An 18,797-nucleotide genomic window follows, 5' to 3' on the forward strand; every position below is an offset into this window, starting at 1 on the left:
TTATAAAACGTATTTTGCTTCGTGTTTTAGTGCAGAAAATATCTCGAGTCTCTCTTCTTCGCTCAAAACTAGCACGGCTAGGTCATAGCTTGCGTACTTTTTATCTTTGCTAAATTTTGAAAAGACTAGTTTAAATTCTCTATCTTTTACTATCTCTTTTACCTTTTCTTCTACATTGACATCTACATCAAATATTATTTTATATTCCCAATGTGTCGGGTAATCAATTTTTGCTTTTTTGTTATTTAGATCGCATATACTCGCCACTTTTTCCTCCTGTTTTACTCTCTAATACGATATTACTTATTTCCATGCTTTTATCTATAGCTTTTACCATATCATAAATCGTTAAAAGCCCCACGCTAACGCCAGTTAATGCCTCCATCTCAACGCCTGTTTTGCCCTCTATTTTTACACTCACATAAAGCTTAAAAGCACAAATTTCAGGCAGCTCCTCGATATCACAATCCACACCTAAAATAGCTAGTGGATGGCACATCGGAATTAGCTCACTTGTCTTTTTTGCACCCATTATCGCAGCAACGACAGCTGTTTGGATGACCGGGCCTTTTTTGCCAGTGTTTTCTTTGATCGCTCTAAAGGCCTCTTTGCTCATTTTGATGATCCCACTAGCAGTTGCTACTCTTTTTGTAGGATCTTTTGGGCTTACATCGACCATTTTTGGACGATCTTTCTCATCTAAATGCGTTAGCATTATCTCTCCTTTTTTGGCGGATTATAGCTTATTTAAACAAATTTAAATTACCAATGGCTTTAAGCTAAAAATATACCAAATGCATAAATTTTTGGCTTTTACTTAAATGCTAAAGATTTCTCATTACTTAATATAATTATTTAATTTAAATAATTTTCTTAAGAAATTATTTATAATTTAATTTTTAATGCATAAAATACCTAAAATGAAGAGTTTTATAGATAATAAATTTTATTAAAACTATATTAGTATTGATTAAATCATAATGTCTATATAATGTAAATAATAAAATTTAAAAAAATTTATTGATATTTTTCTTTAAAAGCTTAAAAAAATAAATTAATCGCTAATTTGCTTTTAAGAGTTAAGTATGTATAGTTTTTTTACTTATTAAATTTATGATGAAAGTGCCTTGGATTATGAGATTTCTGCTTTGTATAAGTTTGTTTTTAATAACAGCTTTTGCCCAGCAATTAGGCTGCTTTATTAATGAAAGCAACCAAAGCATCGTTTTTATAAAAGATGGGCAGATTAAAAATTTGGATCTAAAAGATACGATTTATAAAAATCAAGAATGCGGAAATGATGGAGAATCCTTTTATATCGCAAATTTAAACAATGAGATTATCGAGGTGGCAAATGAGAGAAATTTTTTATTTGCCATGCCAAATGTTGGCTGTAAAATTTCACAAATTACGGCAATTAAAAATAAAATTTACGTAGCTTGCGATATGACAAATGAAGTAAGCATAGGCGTTTTTGATAAAAATCTCAATAAACTTTTAACTAAAAATTATAAAGATGTTTATAAAATTTCAAGCCTTTTGCCAATTGATGATGAACTATTTTTTACTAGCTTTAATGGCAAAGCATTTTTGCTTGATAAAGAGCTTAATTTAAAAGAGAAAAAGCGTGTTGGCTTTGCTCCACTTAGTGCCTGTAAATTTAAAGGGAATGATATTTTGCTTGGCTTTAGAGATGGAGAAATTTTAGATTTTAAAAGTGGAATTAAAAAGCAAGTTTTAAAATCTAAAATTTCAGCTCTTGCGTGTATGGAGGATGAAATTTTCATAGGTGATGGGGATGGAGTAGTCTATAAATTTGACAAAGATCTTAAACTAAAAGGACAAAAGGCTCTTTTTAATAATGAGATAAAAAGAATTTTTATAGATAAAGGCGTCCTAAATGGCGTAAATTTAGACAATGAGATAAAGAGTTTAGAGATAAATTCATTTTAAAAAGGAGAGTAAATGCAAAAGTTATTTTGTGTCGCAAGTGCTGCGTTGCTTGGGCTATCTTTAACTACTGCTTGTGCTGCTAGTAGTGACCTTGAAAAAGTCATGAAAGAGCGTGGGCTAAGCGAAAAAGATGTCCTTGCAGCTGCTAAAACTTATCAGCCTAGCGGTAAAAAAGATGATTTCATCGTCTTTTCATCTGGCGGGCAAAGCGGTCAAGTGCTAGTTTATGGCGTTCCGTCGATGAGAATTTATAAATACATCGGCGTTTTCACACCAGAGCCTTGGCAAGGATATGGCTATGACGATGAGTCAAAAGCTGTTTTAAAACAAGGCAACATCAGAGGCAAAGAGATAACATGGGGCGATACACACCACCCAAATTTTACTGAGAAAAATGGTGAGTATGTTGGTGATTATCTATTTATCAACGATAAGGCTAACCCAAGAATCGCAGTTATAAATTTGCATGACTTTGAGACAACTCAAATCGTTGTAAACCCTATCATGAAGAGTGAGCACGGCGGTAGCTTCATCACTCCAAATAGCGAGTATGTTATCGAAGCTAGCCAATATGCAGCTCCGCTTGATAACAACTATCACTCAATAGACGACTATGAAGCAGTCTATAGAGGTGCTGTAACATTTTGGAAATTTGACTATCCAAAAGGTAAGATCGATGAGAAAGAATCATTTTCTCTTGAGCTTCCACCATACTGGCAAGATCTAAGTGATGCTGGTAAAGGCGAAAGCTACGGCTGGGGCTTTACAAACTCAATAAATACTGAGATGTATACTGGCGGTATCGAAAAAGGTCTTCCTCCATTTGAGGCAGGTGCAAGTAGAAATGACACTGACTTCTTACACGTTTATAACTGGAAAATTTTAGAAAAACTTGCACAAGACAAGAAAAACTATAAAGTTATAAATGGACACAAGGTAGTTACAATAGATGCTGCAGTAAAAGCTGGTGCGTTATTTTTGATCCCAGAGTCAAAGAGCCCACACGGTTGTGACGTAACACCAGATGGTAGATACATCATCGTTGGCGGTAAGCTTGATACTCACGCATCAGTTTATGACTTTAAAAAGATCAAAGAGCTAATCGACAAAAAAGAGTACGCTGGCACTGACCCATACGGAATTCCTATCTTAGATAGAGAAAAGTCAATGCACGGACAAGTCGAACTAGGCCTTGGACCACTGCACACATCATTTGACTCACAAGATGGCGTAGTCTATACTTCACTTTATGTTGATAGCCAAATCGTAAAATGGGACTACAAAAATTTAAAAGTACTTGATAAAGTAAATGTTCACTACAACATAGGTCACCTTGACACAATGGAAGGCAAATCAGCAAAACCAGTTGGCAAATATGCAATCGCACTTGATAAACTTTCAATCGATCGCTTTAGCCCAGTTGGCCCACTTCATCCACAAAATCACCAGCTAATAGACATCACTGGTGCAAAAATGGATCTAATCTATGATATGCCAATACCACTTGGTGAGCCACACGATGTTGTTTCAATAGCTGCTAGTAAACTAAGTCCAGCGCTTACTTACAACATGGGTACAAACTCAAGAACAGGCGAGGCTAGTCCATATGCAACTCTAGCTGGTCAAGAAAGAGTTGAAAGAAATGGCAAAAATGTAACCGTCTATGCGACAATGATCAGAAGCCACATCAACCCAGAACACATCGAGGTAAATAAAGGTGATAATGTAACAATTCACTTAACAAACCTAGAGCGCGCTCAAGATGAGACTCACGGATTTGGCATTGACCTTTACAATATTCACGCTTCACTAGAGCCTGGCAAAACTGCTTCAGTAAATTTCGTAGCTGATATGGAAGGTGTCTTCCCATACTACTGCACCGAGTTTTGCTCAGCGCTTCACCTAGAGATGATGGGTTATTTACTTGTTAAAGATCCAAGTAAAAAATATGAATCTGCAAAAAATAACAAGCTAAAAACTCTAAGCCCAGAAGCTTTAAAAGCCGAATACGACAAAGTAATCGCAACCAATAAGGCAACTGACGATGTTATCCAAGAGGTTGTTAAATACCTAAAAGAGAAACATTATGAGAAATATCCAAAGGTAAAAGCTTTAGTTGATGACGCACTTGATCAATATGGTCACATCAAAGAGGTAAAAGCTAAAGCTGACGAAGCTTATAAAAAAGGCGACGTAAACGGCGCTATCCTTTGGGAGTACCAAGTATGGCAATACATGGTTAAAACAGCTGACGTTGGCTTAAGAGCTAAAAATAACCTAGCTAAAGAGATCGCAACTCCGATGAGTCCAGCTGCTGCAAAAGGTGAAGAGGCTTATCTAAAAGGCGGTTGTAATGGTTGCCACGTTATCGGTCAAGTAAGCTCAGGTCCAGACCTAACAGGCGTTTTACTAAGACATGAAAATGGCGAAAAATGGGTAGCAGAATTTATCAAAGATCCTGCTAAGTTCTATAGTGACGACTACATTAAATCAATGATTGATTACTTTAACCTTAGAATGCCAAATCAGCATATGAGTGATGAAGAGATCAAAAATATCATCGAATACCTAAAATGGGTAGATGAAAACGCTGGTATGTAGTTTTTAAAGGGGCACTTTGCCCCTTTTTAAATTTTAAAATTTTATTTTTAGCAGATGAAATTTTAAAATTTAAAGGAGAGATCATGAGTAAATATAAAATTTATACCATTGTTGCACTTGTCTTAATGACTGTTTGTTTTACTTTGCCTGTTCTTGGTTGGCACGGAGCAAAAGAGCGTATAGCTGATGGCGATGAACTACCATCTTATACTTACGGTATCTATAATCTTTATAGCTCATTTCAGTATAAAAATCACCTTTTATCAAAAGATGTAGCAAGCGATCTTCATAAGATGATCGAGCAAAAAGCAGAGATTGGTACACCATCTTTTCCTATCTGGTACGTCTCTCTTGAAGCTCCAAATTATCCAAAATCAGCCTTTCCTGATGGAATTCCTGTATATTTTCACGTAGATGGATATAGTGGTGACGTGCATGAGATGAATACGATAAATCACTACATCGGTATGTATCCTATGGAGCATGGTGGAAATTTAGAGCGAGCGATAGCACCTTATTATTTGCTTATTTCAACGCTTTGTATGCTTGCATTTTTGTATTACAACGGCAAATTTAACTCACTTCTTATGGTTCCAACGATTATCGCGCCTGTGCTATTTATGAGCGCATTTGCAGGATGGCTTTACTGGTATGGACACAATATGCAAGAGTGGGGCGCATTTAAGATTAAACCATTTATGCCAACAGTTTTAGGCGATGGTAGCGTTGCACAATTTACAACGCACTCTTATCCAAGTATTGGATTTTGGGTTATGATCGCTATGAGTGTATTTTGCATACTTGCAGTATTTTCAAAGAAAAAAGAGCTAAATGCGTAAAATTTTTATTTTCGCCCTCGCTTTCTTGCCTATTTTTAGCTCTGCAAATATCCTTCAAGATGCAATAAATAACGCTAGCCCTGGCGATGTTATAAAGCTAGGGGACGGCATCTATGAAGGAAGCATAACTATAAATAAGCCACTTAGTATCGTTGGTGAGGGCAAAAACGCTCACATAAAAGGAAATGGTAAAGGCACAGTTGTAAAGATTATTGCCTCAAATGTTACACTTAGAAATTTAAAGATAAGCGGTAGCGGAAATGACCTTGGTGAGCTAGATGCTGGCATTGGCTGTGATAAAGCAAATAATGTCTTGGTTACGCAAAATGACTTGAGTGATGTGCTTTTTGGGATTGATTTTAAAGAGTGCAGTAGTTCAAAGATCACTGAAAATAACATCACTTCTAAAAAAGGGGCCAGTCTTGGTTTTAGAGGTGATGCGGTTAGACTCTGGTATAGTCATGAAAATTTAATCGAAGGCAATTATATTTATGATAGCCGCGATATGGTTGCATGGTATGCAAGTCACAATAAATTTTTAAAAAATAAAGCGATCCGCGGTAGATATTCGCTTCATTTTATGTACGCAAATCAAAATTTAGTCGAAAACAATGATTTTATCGGCAATGCAGTCGGAATGTTTTTTATGTATTCGGCTGGCTCAAATATAAAAAATAATCTTGTTATGGATAGTGACGGCGCTTTTGGTATCGGTATTGGTCTAAAAGATGTTTCAAATTTTACTATCGAAAATAATACCCTTATCTATAATGCGAGAGGAATTTTGCTTGACAACTCTCCGTTTCAGCCAGGCTCAACGATAAATTTCTTAGGCAATAAAATTTTACACAACGTAGTTGGCGTATATTTTCACGCTACTCAGGGGACAAACATCTTTGAAAATAATGATTTTATAGGCAATATGGATATCGTTGCAAACGATACTCCAGGTGATAAAATGGCATTAAATCGGTGGAGTAAAAATTATTATGATGAGTATGAGAGCTTCGATAGAGATAAAGATGGCTATGGCGATACGCCGTTTATGCATCTATCGTATGCCGATCAGCTTTGGCAGTACTATCCAAATTTGCAGTTTTTCTATGGCTCAAGTGTCTTTAGTATCTTAAATTTCTTAGCCAAACTCGCGCCATTTTCTGAGCCAGTAAAGCTACTTGAAGATAGCACGCCAAGGATAAAACCACTTGATGCTTCAAATTTTAACGCGTTAAGGGCAAAACGTGGATAGAAGAAAATTTATAATCTTAGGCTCAGTCGCAGCTGCCACAGGATATGGCATAGGTAAAATTTTGCCAAAAAGTAGCGGCGATAAACTCTATCTTAGACCACCAGGTGCGGTTGATGACTTTGATGATCTTTGTGTTAAATGTGGTCAGTGTGCGCAGGTATGCCCTTATCACAGTATAAGCTTGCTTGATATAAAAGATGGATATTCAAATGGTACAGCATACATCGATCCTAAAAAGAGAGGTTGCTACTTATGTGATCTTTTCCCATGTGTGCTTGCCTGTCCAAGTGGTGCGTTAGATCATGCTACAAAAGTTGTTGATGATGTGAAAATGGGCGTTGCTGTCTTGAGTAATGCAAATGCCTGTATGTGCCTAAAAAGAGAAAAACTAAGCGAAGATAGCGTTGAAGATTTGCTTGTTCGCAAAGTTTATAACGATAGGGAAGAGGCAGAAAAAGATAAGATAAAAGGCAAAATTGGTCAAATTTGTGACCTTTGTGTCAGTATTTGCCCAGTTGGCGATAGTGCAATAGTAATGAGTGAAGCAAATTTACCACTCATAAAGCATGGCTGCGTTGGGTGTGGGGTGTGTGCTGAGGTTTGCCCTGTAAAAATTATAAACATTGCCCCAAAAATGAGTTATGATGAAATTTATAAGGAGAAAGAATGAGATTAATAATGTCTTTAGTGGCTGCTGCTTTGCTATTTTTCGGCTGTGAAAAGAGCGATGACAAAGCTCAAAAAGTAGCTAGTGAGCAACCAATAAATGTAGCCACGAGTGCTAGTATAAAGGTTGAAAAAAAAGAAAATAATCAAAGTACAAATAAACAAAATGATTTCATAAAATACGATATGCACGGCGAAAAGAGCGTAAAATTTGGACTTGAAGATAATAACGTAAGCCGTCAAATCGGTGCTTTAGCAATGGTAAGAACTCCTCTTCAAACTATAAATTTAAGACTTATAAAGGGCAGGCTTAGCAAAAATTTCATTACAAAATGTTCAGCTTGTCACGATGATTACGCAAATGGTATCATCGGGCCATCACTCTTAACAAAAAGTGAAAATGAAATTTATACAATGATAAATGCTTATAAAAATAAAGAAAAAGTCAATGTTTTAATGCGAGACCTTGTTAAAAAAATGGATGATAGTGAAATCAGAAATTTAGCTAAAGAAATCAGTGATTTTAATACACAATTTAGGAGCAAATAATGAAAGTAGGAAAGATTATAACCATTATTTTAGCAGTAGCAATTTGCGGTATCATGGTATTTATGTTAAGCCAGACTCCGCCTAAAAAGGAAAAAGTAGCAACTAATGCTCAGCCAAAAGTAGAGCAAAATTTTACAAAAGAGCAGCCAAAGTCTAGTGAAGAATTTGCTAGCGAAGATGAGCTAAAAAAGGTAAAAGAGCTAAGTCTAAGTGTGGCTAAAGTGCACAATGAAGGCGTTAGCAAGCAGTATCTAACAACTTGCGCTCCGTGTCATGGTGCAAATGCAAAAGGTGTCGTAGCTCCTGATATAACGCACCTAAGTAAGGATGAATTACTTAAAAAGCTAGCTGATTATAAAGCTGGCAAAGTGCAAAACTCACTTATGAAGGGTCTACTTACAAATGTTAGTGATAGCGAGCTTGAAAGCCTTGCAGATGAAATTTCTAAATTTAAAAAGTAAAAATGGACAAATATAACACTCGTGCGACGATTAGAAATGTAAGCTTTCTAAGCACGTTAATCACAACTACAAAAGATGGCAAGAAGCGTCCTAGCATACGTTTTTGGCGTATTTTTACCATTATTTTAGTCCATCTTTTATTTGTACTTTCATATAGAGTTGATATACAAATTTTAGAAGGCGACATCAGTGCGTCAAGGATATTTGGTTTTCACTTGGCAGATGCTTTTATGAGCCTGCAAGTATTTTTGGCGACGCATGAAATCCATGTAAATTTAATAATTGGCTCACTTAGTATCTTGGCCTTTTATATCATTTTTGGTGGTAGAGGCTTTTGCTCTTGGATCTGTCCTTATTCATTAATAAGCGAAATAGCTGAGAAGATCCATGAAAATTTGCGTGCTAAAAAGATAGTAAAACCACGAGTTTTTGATACAAAGTGGCGATATATTTTTACCATTTTATTTTTAACCCTTAGCTTTGCTAGTGCGAGTCTTACATTTGAAATTTTTAATGTTGTTGGGATTTTTTCAAGATTTATTATCTATGGCTATTTTCATGCTATTTGGTTTGTTGTGGCCATGCTTATGGTTGAAATTTTCTTCTCACGTAGAGCTTGGTGTAGGTATGTCTGTCCTATTGGAGCGACTTACTCAGTGTTAGCTAAACCAAATGCTATAAAAGTTAGCTGGGATAAAGAAAGGTGCGATCACTGCTTAGTTTGCACTGATGTTTGTCTAGTGCCTCACGTACTTTTTATGACAAAAAAAGGAGCAAAGCTTGACGAGAGCAAAAATATCTTTAGGATAGCTGGCGCTGATTGTACGCTTTGTGGTAGGTGTATTGATGTGTGTCATCAAGATGCACTGAAATTTGACAACGGCTTTAAAAAACTCATATAAGGAAAATTTTTGATAGATATAAAAGAAGTAACTAAAATTTTTGGCTCGCAAAGGATACTTGACAATGTTAGCCTAAACGTAAAATCTGGTGAAAAAATAGCAATACTTGGACAAAATGGAGCTGGCAAAAGCTCGCTCATGCGTATCATTTTAGGAGAATTTATCCCAAATAGCGGAAGTATCGCGATAAATGGCGTAAATACCCTAAAAGATAGAAAAGGGGCTTTGAAATTTATCTCATTTGTGCCACAAACCCCACCACCGCTTAAATTTAACTTGCGCGAGCTTTGCGAGTTTGTTTGTAAAAGCTCAAATGTAAAATTTGAAGATATTGAGAAATTTAGCAAGCTTTTAGAGCTTGATCTGCATGCAAATTTAAATAAGCCATTTTATAAGCTCTCTGGCGGCATGAAACAAAAGATGTTAATAGCAATCGCATTTGCTAAGGATAGTGAAATTTTGATGTTTGATGAGCCAACGGCAAATCTTGATGTAAAAGCAAGGCTTTCTTTTAAAAATTTGCTTGATAACTTCACGCAAAACAAAACACTTGTTTTTATTTCACACCGTATTGATGAGATAGCAAATTTATTAGATAGATGTATCTATATGGATCTTGGCAAGATCATCAAAGAAGAAAATTTAAGGAGCAAGAGTGAATAATCTTTTTTTAATAGCAAAGCTTGATGTAAAAGAGTCTTTTCGCTCAAGATGGTTTGTGATATATGCTGCGCTTTTTTCTGCTTTGATGATAGGATTTTTATTTAGTGGAGTGACTGACTCACGTGTGCTCGGCTTTTCTGGGCTAACAAGGGCGCTACTTTTGTTTATTCAAATTTGTGTCATCATTGTGCCTATTTTTATTCTCATCTCAACCGTAAGAAGCATAAATCAAGATAGAGATACAAATTTACTTGAATACATCCTTAGTTTCCCGCTAAGTCTTAGAGAGTATTACTTTGGCAAGGCACTGGGCCGTACATTTGTTGTTTTTGTGCCACTTTTGTTTGCTCTTTTGCTTTGCGTGGTGGTTGGCTTTATCAAGGGCGTGTCGATACCTTGGGGCGTGCTGGTGCTTTACTTTGGGCTACTTTTTAGCTTAAGTATCATTTTTTTATCGCTTGGATTTTTTATCTCAAGCGTGATTAAAAATCAAGAGACAGGCCAAGGCGTGGCGTTTTTACTTTGGCTTATAATGCTTGCATTTATTGATCTAGCATTAATTGGACTTCTTATGCGAAGCTCGGTTGATGAGTACGTTATTTACGCTATTGCTATACTAAATCCGATAGAGCTTTTCAGGATAGCAGCGCTTAGTCTTTTTGATCCAAATTTAGCAGTTATCGGTACTGCGTCTTATTTTATTTTAAGCACCTTTCCAAAGGCAACATTTGTAGCTTATGCGATTATTTATCCGCTCGCACTAGGCATTATTTTGCTAGTTTGTGGCTATTTTGCCTTTAGCAAAAAAGATTTGGTTTGAGATTGTTTTTTGTTAAAGAAAAGTTGGTTTTAAATTTAGACGAAACTTGTATTATTCCACTTGTCCAACAAGAAACCTCCTTTTTGTAATAGCTCCCTTTCCCCCAAAGGGAGCTAACTTCTTCCAAGAAAATTTATGAAAAAATCCATTTTATTTTTAGCATTTGCTCTTCTATCTTTGAATGCAAACTGGGATATAAATATGCAAGAGTGTATTAATAAAAGTAACACTAAAGCTTGCGAGAGCTTTACAAAAAAGCTTTCAAGTGAGTGTGAGAATAAAGATAAAATTTCTTGCTTTATCTATGCAGATATGCTAGGGCGCGGTCTTGGCGTAGAAAAAGACACGCAAAAATCTTTTGAGATATTTAAATCGCTCTGTGATAACGGTAGTAGTGAGGCTTGCTATGAGCTAGCGACAAAGTATCTTCAAGGAAATGGCACTGAGCAAAGCTTTGATCTTTCTGCAAATGCTCTTGATAAAGCTTGCAAGATGGGTAGTAAACGAGCTTGCAATGTATTAGAGCTTGTGCCTAAAAATTAGCTATTTTAATTTTGTACTTACACTAATTAAAAGAAATTTCTTAAATATTGCCTCTTTAAAGTTAAATTTACTTTAGTATTACTTGGAATTTCTTTTTTATTAACTAAAAATTTTATTAAAATTTATGCTTAAATAATACTATTTCATCGTCCTAAATGGACCCTCCTTTTTGTAACTGATAAGTCTTTGCTTCCCCCTTTTTCTGGCTTTTCGTATACACAAAGAGGAGTTGTTTATTCTTTTGAAAATCAAATCTATTTATTTTTTTCAATTTACATTCTATAAAAATTTTTCTTTTTTGAAATCATGATTGATAATAGTTTTAAATATTATCAGAGTAAATTTTGTGTAAGATGGCGAGCTATTATCAAAACCTACTATTAAAAGGCTTTAAAACAAAGTGAAATTTCTAAATCAAAAATTTTTTTATAAAGTGCACACTTATTTATCTCTTTTATTTTTTATTCCACTTGCAGTAGTTTGTTTTAGCGGTGCTATTTTGGTTTATAAAAATGAGATAAACAGCCTTCTTGCCCCAAATGTCGTAAACGCAAATTTAAACAAAGAAAATTTAAGCAAAAGGATCAGCTTTGATGAGCAAAGAGAGATCATCGCAAGCGAGCTTGGCGGCTACGAGATGGTCGGCATCAACATCGATGCAAACCCTAAAAAATGTGACAAAATTTGGTTAATCGAGCACAATGATAGTCAAAAAGAGTGGAAATTTATCTATTTTGACGCTTTTAGCGGTAATATAAAGAGCGAACCACTCGCACACGACGAGGGATTTTTTGGAGTTTTAACAAAGCTTCATGAGTCGCTATTTTTAGGAAAGAGCGGTCACGTTATCCTTACTTTAACCGCTATTTTTACGTTTTTTATCTGCATAAGTGGTTTTGTGATTTATAGAAAATTTTGGCTGACACTATTTAGGCTTCGTGTAAATAGGCTAAATATTTTTATGAGCGACATTCATAAAATGATAGGAATTTTTTCTACACCTATTTTACTGCTCATTTGCATAAGTGGTGTTTGGTGGGAATTTCAGATGGCAGGCATGCCAGAGTTTAAAAATGACTTCGTTATAGATGCAAAAATTTATAATAAAGGCCTATCTCTTGACGAGCTGGTAGCCCGCTCAAAAAATGATCTTGCTGGCTTTGAGCCACACTTTATCTCACTGCCTTTTATGCAAGGAGCAAATATACGCCTTTTTGGCTATGTAAAAGATCAAAATTTCTTGCATAACGAATATTCAAGCATATTAACTTACGATAAAAATAACGGCGAATTAGTAAGTATTTTGTACATAAAAAATGCAAATCTAAGCGAAGAAATTCTCTCAGCATTTAGAAAATCGCACTTTGGCAACTACAACCAATTCACAAAATTTATCTGGTTTTTGGTTGGTATCTCACCGCTTATTTTGAGTATTTCAGGGCTTTATTTGTGGATTAAAAGAAATTTTAAAAGGAGAAAAAATGAAAAAATTTTTAATTAGTTTGGTTGCATTAAATTTGATACAACCTCAAATTTTTGCTAGCCAAAGCGATAAAATTTAGAAGCAATTGATGTCGTAGAAAGCGAGCGAAGAGATGACGCAAACTACTTTGCAAAAGAGCTTGTAAAGAGCACAACTAGGCTAAATTTAACCTCTCGTCAAACTCCACAATCACTAACTGTGCTAACAGAGGCTAGGCTAAAAGATCAAGGCATCAAGGACTATCAAGTGCTTCTTAGAAATATCCCAGGCGTTACGCTAAATAAATGGGATGAGCGCGTATATCCGACAGCCCGTGGCTTTGCGATAGATTATTACTTGCTTGATTCGATGCCTAGCTTTGGTGGCTTTAGTCTTGGTGCAAATGATATGAGCTTGCTACCTTATGAAAGAGTTGAGGTGGTAAAATGGGCAAATGGCCTACTTGCAGGCGCTGGCGACCCAGCTGCAAGCTTAAATTTCATAAGAAAAAGAGCAGACGCAAAAGAGCTTAAAGGAAATTTTGGCGTAAGTGCTGGCTCGTACGATAGATACGGCGTAAATGGCGATGTGCAAACGCCGGTAAATGAGAGCGGAAGCGTTAGAGCAAGACTTTCTTTTATGCATGAGAAGTCGCACTCTTATATGGATTATTATAACCGCAAAAATAGCGCGATTTACGGCGTAGTCGATAGTGACATAGGCGATAACTCATGGCTTAGTCTTGGTGCGTTTTATCAAGAGCTAAAACGTCACGGCATTAGATGGGGCGGTATGCCAGCATTTTATACAGATGGCTCTAGGACAAATTTTAGTAAAAATGAAATTTTCTCTCAGCCTTGGACGAGGTGGGATATAAAAACACTTGATTTTTACGCTGATTTTAGGCACTACTTTGAAAATGAAGCGAGCTTAAATTTAAGCTACTCATTTAGACGAGCAAACACTGACTCAAATTTACTTTATTACGGCGGACAAGGTAGCATAGGAGAAGTAAATTTAGACGGTACTGGCAATATAAACGGTCTTAGCGCCTATGCAAACAAAAGAGAGGAGAACATCCACAACGTCGATGCGTATGCAAATATCCCTTACGAGATAGCAAATTTATCTCATGAGTTTGTCTTTGGTGCTATGTATAACAACTATCAAAAAAGTAGCGATAAAGTAAGTAGCTACTGGCTGCAAAAGACCACGCCAGCTGGGCTTGCTTATACGGCTAGAAGCAGGATTGATTTTAAAAATTTACACCTTGATGATCCAAAATTCCCTTACGAAGATCAAAACAACAAAGACAAAACGATACAAAAGGCATTTTATGCGGCAAATAAACTATCAATCACCGATGAGCTTAAATTTTTACTAGGCGCTAGGGTGAGCTACTACAAATACGAGATCGAAGGCGGTAAAGACAATAGAAATTTCACAAATGAGATCACGCCATATCTTGGCATCACTTATGACATCGGAGCAAACCACACTCTATACGCCAGCTATACGAGTATATTTAAGCCTCAAAGCTTAAAGGACGCAAATGACAAGTATCTTGATCCGATCCAAGGCAAGGATTATGAGGTAGGCATCAAGGGCGAGTATCTTGACGGGGCGCTTCAAGCAAGTCTTGGCGTCTTTAAAATCGTGCAAGATAAGCTTGGCATAGATACTGGCAAAATAAATCCAGCGACAAATGCCAAAATATTTGAATCAGGTAAAGGCGTGACAAGCAAGGGCGTCGAGCTAGATCTAAACGGCGAGATCGCCAAAGGCTTAAGCCTAAGCTTTGGTGCAACGCATTTTAACGCAAAAGATGCTAATGGTGAGAAATATGCCACTGACTCATCAAGAAGCACGGCAAATTTATTTGCAAAGTATGAGATTAGAGACTTTAGAGTAGGGGCTGGAGCTATGTATAAGAGTAAAATTTACACTGGCAAAGGCGCAGATGAAATCACACAAAAAGGCTACACTTTGGCTAATTTAATGCTTGGTTATAAATTTGCTAAAAACTTTGATGTGCAGCTAAATATCGATAATCTCTTTAACAAAAAATACTATGAGGGCATTGGTAAAAATAGGATGGTTTATGGCGATCCACGCACCTTTAACCTAAGCTTTAACTACAATTTTTAATCTAATTAAATCACCAGCTAAATAAGCTGGTGATAAATTTCAACTCCTAAAGTATATAATTAGAAAAATATATTTTAGGATGAGTGTCATGTTTAAAGTAGAGGTTATTTATAAATTCTGTCTTGTTTTAGTTCTTATTTTAGGGCTTTGTATGCTCGCATTCTCTGGTGTAAATTTTACGCTTGGCGAATATAATGAGTATCTATTAAATACCCATAAAATCGCAGGTTTTTTAATATTGCTTGCTGCAACACTTCACGTTATAAATCGTAGAAAGAAGCTAGTAAAACTAATAAATGAAACAATGGATGTGCTAACGCGTAGTAAAAATCCAAGCATTTGCAATATGGACCGAATCATCGCCTCGCTTGAGCCTTACACTATCAGTGAAATTTCACGCATGCTTGGCTTTGATGAAGCCCAGTTTTGCAAGAGCTTGCGAGAAAATGATGTTAAATTTAAAGATGCAAGCCAAACTTTACGCCAGATCGCACGTATGAACGATGAGAAGATATTTTTCGTGCTAGTTCTCATCGTTGAGGCAAAATTTGGCAAGAGATTTTGCGGTGCGGTAAGTTGCAGCGTTGGAAGAAAATTTTAGTGCTATTTATGCTCCTGCCACCTCTGCTCCTCAAGGTCGATGCGATATAAAAATGTCCTGATGACCTCTTCATCGATCATTGGGTCTTTGTTAAGCTCGCAAAGTGCCTTTCTTTGCTCCTCTAAAATTTCAAAATACCTCTGTCTTGTTTCGTCGCTGATCTCAAAATTTTCACTCTTAAGCTCGAAATTCCAAACCTCTTCAAGCTTTTGAAACAAGAAATTCTCTTCACCCATAAATTTCTCTTTTTTAAATTTAAGTGAAGCCTCGGCAAGCGCCTTTTGGATCTTGATCCTGGCAAGCTCATTTGGCATATGGTCGTTAAAGTCTGGAAAATTCACATTTTTTATGAGCAGTGGCAAGCTTAAGCCCTGAACTACGAGCGTTAGCAAGATCACTACAAAGGTGATAAACAAGATGAGATCTCTATGCGGAAATGGCTCGCTACCAGCCATAGCAGGGATAGAGAGTGCCGCAGCCAGCGAGACTACGCCCCTCATGCCAGCCCAGCCAACGATAAACGGCGCCGCTTTACCTGGGTTGCGATCGTCCGCCACACTGATAAAACGCTTCATAAACATCGTGATATAAACGGCTCCATAAGATGCCACGAGGCGGATGACGATGAGCACGGCAGTGACCAAAACGCCGCAAGAGACTGCCTCAAAGAGCGAGACACCGCTACGCTTTAGCCCTGCTAAAATTTCAGGCAGGTCAAGGCCGATCATGGTAAAGGCAAGACCGTTTAGTAAAAAGATAAAGTTGTTCCAAACGGGCACCGCGTGGATCCTTGTTGAAGCGGTGAAAATTTCATTTCGTTTTGTCGATAGATAAAGTCCGCCACAAACCACTGCCAAAACGCCACTAGCACCAAGCTCCTCAGCCAAGATATACATGATATAAGGCGTCGTGATCGTCATTATCGTGTCACTATTTTCATCAGTTGGTAAAATTTTATGTAAAAAATAAGCCGCAAGTGCCACCACAAGACCTACCAAAATGCCACCAACTACCATCCAAACAAAACTAGCAGCCGCCTCATACCAGACAAACTGCCCAGTGGTCACTGTAACTGCGGCGAAGCGAAAGATGATGAGTGAAGAGGCGTCATTTAAAAGGCTCTCGCCCTCCAAAATAGCGCTGATCCTGCGTGGGGCTTTGACAAATCTAAGGATAGCTGCCGTGCTCACCGCGTCTGGTGGCGAGACGATAGCTCCTAGCATGAAGCCTAGGGCGAGCGAGAAGCCAGGGATCACTAAATTTGCTATCAAAGCAACTGCTGCTGCGCTTATGAAAACCACGATAAAGGCGAAACTGCCGATCATACGGCGCCATTTATAGAGCTCTTTTAGCGAGTTTGCCCACGCAGCCTCATAAAGAAGTGGCGGCAAAAATATGATGAAAATAAGCTCGGGATCGATCTTGATACTTGGTAAATTTGGCACGAAGTTAATGGCAAGCCCGCCAAGGACTAATAGCACTGGATAGGCGATCTTTAGGCGGTTTGAGACCATCACTAAAGCGATGATGATAGCTAGCAGTGCAAAAAATAGCAGTAAATGTTCGATCATTTTTGTCCTTTTGGGGTTTTATAAATTTGTATTAAATTTAGGAGACTTTAGCACTTTAGGTTTAAATTTTTAGTCGTTTCGGATTAATTAGCTTTATATAGGCTTAAAATGTGTGAGAGTAAATTTATCTTGGTAGAGCAAAAGCTCCGCCAAGATAGCTTTGGTGTTAATTTTGAGCAGCGTAAAATTTAGCTACCTCACACAATTTTTCAGAATAGGCATAAATATCCTCGATCCTATCAAGCTGAAATCTTGTTTCGTTTTTTTCGCTATCCATTATGCCTATTTGTTTTTTATTATCAGTGAAATATAGTCTACATATTGGCTTTCGGTTATTATCATTAAAAAATATTGCAAAGTAAGACTGAGCGTCTCTATGTGTTATATTCTCTACGTTTGTAACCGCTGCCAATATCGCCCTAACAATGTAAAAAGCGTCTAACTCCTCTTGCGTGGTTACGATCTTGTTTTCGTCTTCTTGAGATGGCAAAGGCTCGGTTTCTTTCTTTGTTTCTTTATCTAATGCTGACGTCAGTCTATCCCTTACCATATCGTTTATGCGTTGAGCAAAAACCGCTTTTAATAATGGTGTAATTTGGTCTATTCTTTTTTCGGTAGCTACCTGATCGCTTATTTTCTTAAAAAAGAACGCTGTAAATTCACGGCTAGGGTTTTCAATCTCTGCCGCTACGATTTTGTCTAGTTCGTTAGTATATTTTAGGTTGTTTGCTGTGTTAAAAATATTTTCTAAGTCAAAATTCTTTTTGTGAAATTTCTCAAGCTCAAGCACTTGTGTATCTTTAATTTTAGTTATATCAAAACTTAAAAACGGCGCGGTGTCCATTATATTTTTTTCCTCTAAATCGGTAAAAAATTTATATTCTCGTCCGTTTGTTAGTATGGCAAATTTAGCCTTGCTGACATTAAAGTATCTAAGCAGCTGTGACTCGTTTTTGGCGTTAAGCTCTGCTCCTATTTTTTTGCACTCCACTAATAATACTGGCTCGTTATTTTGAAAAATAGCATAGTCTATACGCTCGCCTTGCTTTGTGCCAATATCTTGGGTATATTCTGGCATTACTTCTAATGGGTTGAAAACGTCGTAACCTAAAGCCCTAATAAACGGCATTATAAAAGCATTTTTTGTCGCTTCCTATGTCGTTATACTAGCCGCTAATTTTTCTATATTAGTGGCTATCTCTTTTATTTTTAACTTTACTTCATCCATAAAATACCTCCTATTTTTGCTATTTTAATAAATAGTTTGCTTGTTATTTTAAAGTGTGGGTCAAATTTTAAGAGCTGTAGACGCTATTTAATGGCGGGTAAAGATAACGTCCGTTTTAGGGATTGTAGCTAATACGGCTTCTTTGTATGGTTTTGCCGGGTCGGTTTTCAGCTCCGCTATAACGCCGTCTAATACGTCGAGATATTCGGGTTTATACCGCCCATGCAATAGCTCTTTATTCGCCCGCTTCCTATCTACACCTAGTCTAAGCTCAATCACGCGCGCCATAAAACGAAATTCGTCATTAAAGAACGCCGAAATTTTATAAAATCTATCGACGTCGTATTTCAATCAGCGCGTTCTCCCTAGCTCGCTTTTGATAAAATCTATTGCCTCGCCCGAGCCATAGCAAACTTTCGCCTTTGCATATCCGTAGCAGTTGATAGTATCTACCCAATCCTCTTGCTCGTCCGATACTCTGCTTAGGCTCTTTTTTGCTCGTTTCATCTCGACAAATACGATCTTGCTGGGCAAAAATACG

General features: G+C 36.9%; 18 protein-coding genes and 2 pseudogenes. 14 read left to right on the forward strand and 6 right to left on the reverse strand.

The window, feature by feature from the left end; all coding sequences use genetic code 11:
- Together B9N62_RS07640 and moaC are read right to left on the reverse strand one after the other, a co-directional pair.
- A complete protein-coding gene (locus tag B9N62_RS07640) occupies window positions 1-267 on the reverse strand; it encodes an HP0495 family protein (protein WP_087578003.1) in 267 nt (88 codons plus the stop codon).
- Window positions 242-718 (reverse strand): cyclic pyranopterin monophosphate synthase MoaC, encoded by a 477-nt coding sequence (gene moaC, locus B9N62_RS07645; protein ID WP_180382178.1) that lies wholly within the window; start codon window positions 716-718, stop codon window positions 242-244. Before moaC ends, B9N62_RS07640 begins: the two co-directional genes overlap by 26 nt.
- A 416-nt stretch (window positions 719-1,134) precedes the next feature.
- On the opposite strand from moaC, the gene B9N62_RS07650 reads away from it, so the two are divergent.
- From B9N62_RS07650 to B9N62_RS07715, 14 genes and pseudogenes are all read left to right on the forward strand, one after another.
- Complete coding sequence (locus tag B9N62_RS07650) at window positions 1,135-1,953, forward strand: ATP-dependent protease (protein WP_087585006.1); 819 nt, start codon at window positions 1,135-1,137, stop codon at window positions 1,951-1,953.
- A gap of 12 nt (window positions 1,954-1,965) precedes the next feature.
- The gene (gene nosZ / locus B9N62_RS07655) at window positions 1,966-4,554 is read left to right on the forward strand and encodes a Sec-dependent nitrous-oxide reductase (protein ID WP_087585007.1); all 2,589 of its coding nucleotides are present in this window, start codon (window positions 1,966-1,968) and stop codon (window positions 4,552-4,554) included.
- An 83-nt stretch (window positions 4,555-4,637) separates the two neighbouring features.
- Window positions 4,638-5,393: a cytochrome C gene (locus tag B9N62_RS07660; RefSeq protein WP_072595072.1), complete on the forward strand. Its 756-nt coding sequence runs from the start codon at window positions 4,638-4,640 to the stop codon at window positions 5,391-5,393.
- Complete coding sequence (locus tag B9N62_RS07665; RefSeq protein WP_087585008.1) at window positions 5,386-6,642, forward strand: nitrous oxide reductase family maturation protein NosD; 1,257 nt, start codon at window positions 5,386-5,388, stop codon at window positions 6,640-6,642. Before B9N62_RS07660 ends, B9N62_RS07665 begins: the two co-directional genes overlap by 8 nt.
- Window positions 6,635-7,312, forward strand: a complete 678-nt coding sequence (locus B9N62_RS07670) for a 4Fe-4S dicluster domain-containing protein (protein ID WP_087585009.1) — start codon at window positions 6,635-6,637, stop codon at window positions 7,310-7,312. The genes B9N62_RS07665 and B9N62_RS07670 overlap by 8 nt, the downstream gene beginning before the upstream one ends.
- Window positions 7,309-7,857, forward strand: a complete 549-nt coding sequence (locus B9N62_RS07675) for a c-type cytochrome (RefSeq protein WP_087585010.1) — start codon at window positions 7,309-7,311, stop codon at window positions 7,855-7,857. Before B9N62_RS07670 ends, B9N62_RS07675 begins: the two co-directional genes overlap by 4 nt.
- The gene (locus B9N62_RS07680; protein WP_084109871.1) at window positions 7,857-8,318 is read left to right on the forward strand and encodes a c-type cytochrome; all 462 of its coding nucleotides are present in this window, start codon (window positions 7,857-7,859) and stop codon (window positions 8,316-8,318) included. The genes B9N62_RS07675 and B9N62_RS07680 overlap by 1 nt, the downstream gene beginning before the upstream one ends.
- A 2-nt stretch (window positions 8,319-8,320) precedes the next feature.
- Window positions 8,321-9,220, forward strand: a complete 900-nt coding sequence (locus B9N62_RS07685) for a NapH/MauN family ferredoxin-type protein (RefSeq protein WP_087585011.1) — start codon at window positions 8,321-8,323, stop codon at window positions 9,218-9,220.
- Between the two features lie 9 nt (window positions 9,221-9,229).
- Window positions 9,230-9,883, forward strand: a complete 654-nt coding sequence (locus B9N62_RS07690; protein WP_087585012.1) for an ABC transporter ATP-binding protein — start codon at window positions 9,230-9,232, stop codon at window positions 9,881-9,883.
- Complete coding sequence (locus tag B9N62_RS07695) at window positions 9,876-10,703, forward strand: ABC transporter permease (protein ID WP_087585013.1); 828 nt, start codon at window positions 9,876-9,878, stop codon at window positions 10,701-10,703. The genes B9N62_RS07690 and B9N62_RS07695 overlap by 8 nt, the downstream gene beginning before the upstream one ends.
- 135 nt (window positions 10,704-10,838) lie before the next feature.
- Window positions 10,839-11,246 (forward strand): tetratricopeptide repeat protein, encoded by a 408-nt coding sequence (locus tag B9N62_RS07700; protein WP_087585014.1) that lies wholly within the window; start codon window positions 10,839-10,841, stop codon window positions 11,244-11,246.
- Window positions 11,247-11,646: 400 nt separating this feature from the next.
- Window positions 11,647-12,747, forward strand: a complete 1,101-nt coding sequence (locus B9N62_RS07705; protein WP_087585015.1) for a PepSY-associated TM helix domain-containing protein — start codon at window positions 11,647-11,649, stop codon at window positions 12,745-12,747.
- A pseudogene (locus B9N62_RS07710) lies at window positions 12,728-14,856 on the forward strand (TonB-dependent siderophore receptor). Before B9N62_RS07705 ends, B9N62_RS07710 begins: the two are co-directional and overlap by 20 nt.
- An 88-nt stretch (window positions 14,857-14,944) precedes the next feature.
- A complete protein-coding gene (locus B9N62_RS07715; RefSeq protein ID WP_087585016.1) occupies window positions 14,945-15,457 on the forward strand; it encodes a chemotaxis protein in 513 nt (170 codons plus the stop codon).
- A 2-nt stretch (window positions 15,458-15,459) separates the two neighbouring features.
- Here B9N62_RS07715 and B9N62_RS07720 read toward each other — a convergent pair whose 3' ends face one another.
- The 4 genes and pseudogenes from B9N62_RS07720 to B9N62_RS07735 all read right to left on the reverse strand — a co-directional run.
- Window positions 15,460-17,028, reverse strand: coding sequence for a Na+/H+ antiporter (locus B9N62_RS07720; protein WP_087585017.1), 1,569 nt, complete (start codon window positions 17,026-17,028; stop codon window positions 15,460-15,462).
- A gap of 166 nt (window positions 17,029-17,194) precedes the next feature.
- Window positions 17,195-18,163, reverse strand: a pseudogene (locus B9N62_RS07725) (type I restriction endonuclease); the annotation flags it as partial.
- A 180-nt stretch (window positions 18,164-18,343) separates the two neighbouring features.
- Window positions 18,344-18,607, reverse strand: a complete 264-nt coding sequence (locus tag B9N62_RS07730) for a hypothetical protein (protein ID WP_087585018.1) — start codon at window positions 18,605-18,607, stop codon at window positions 18,344-18,346.
- Window positions 18,608-18,797: VRR-NUC domain-containing protein (locus B9N62_RS07735; RefSeq protein WP_219336786.1), on the reverse strand; the 190-nt coding region annotated here is incomplete at its 5' end.

Origin of the sequence: Campylobacter concisus (assembly GCF_002165785.1) — a bacterium.
Taxonomy (GTDB): Bacteria; Campylobacterota; Campylobacteria; order Campylobacterales; family Campylobacteraceae; genus Campylobacter_A; species Campylobacter_A concisus_W.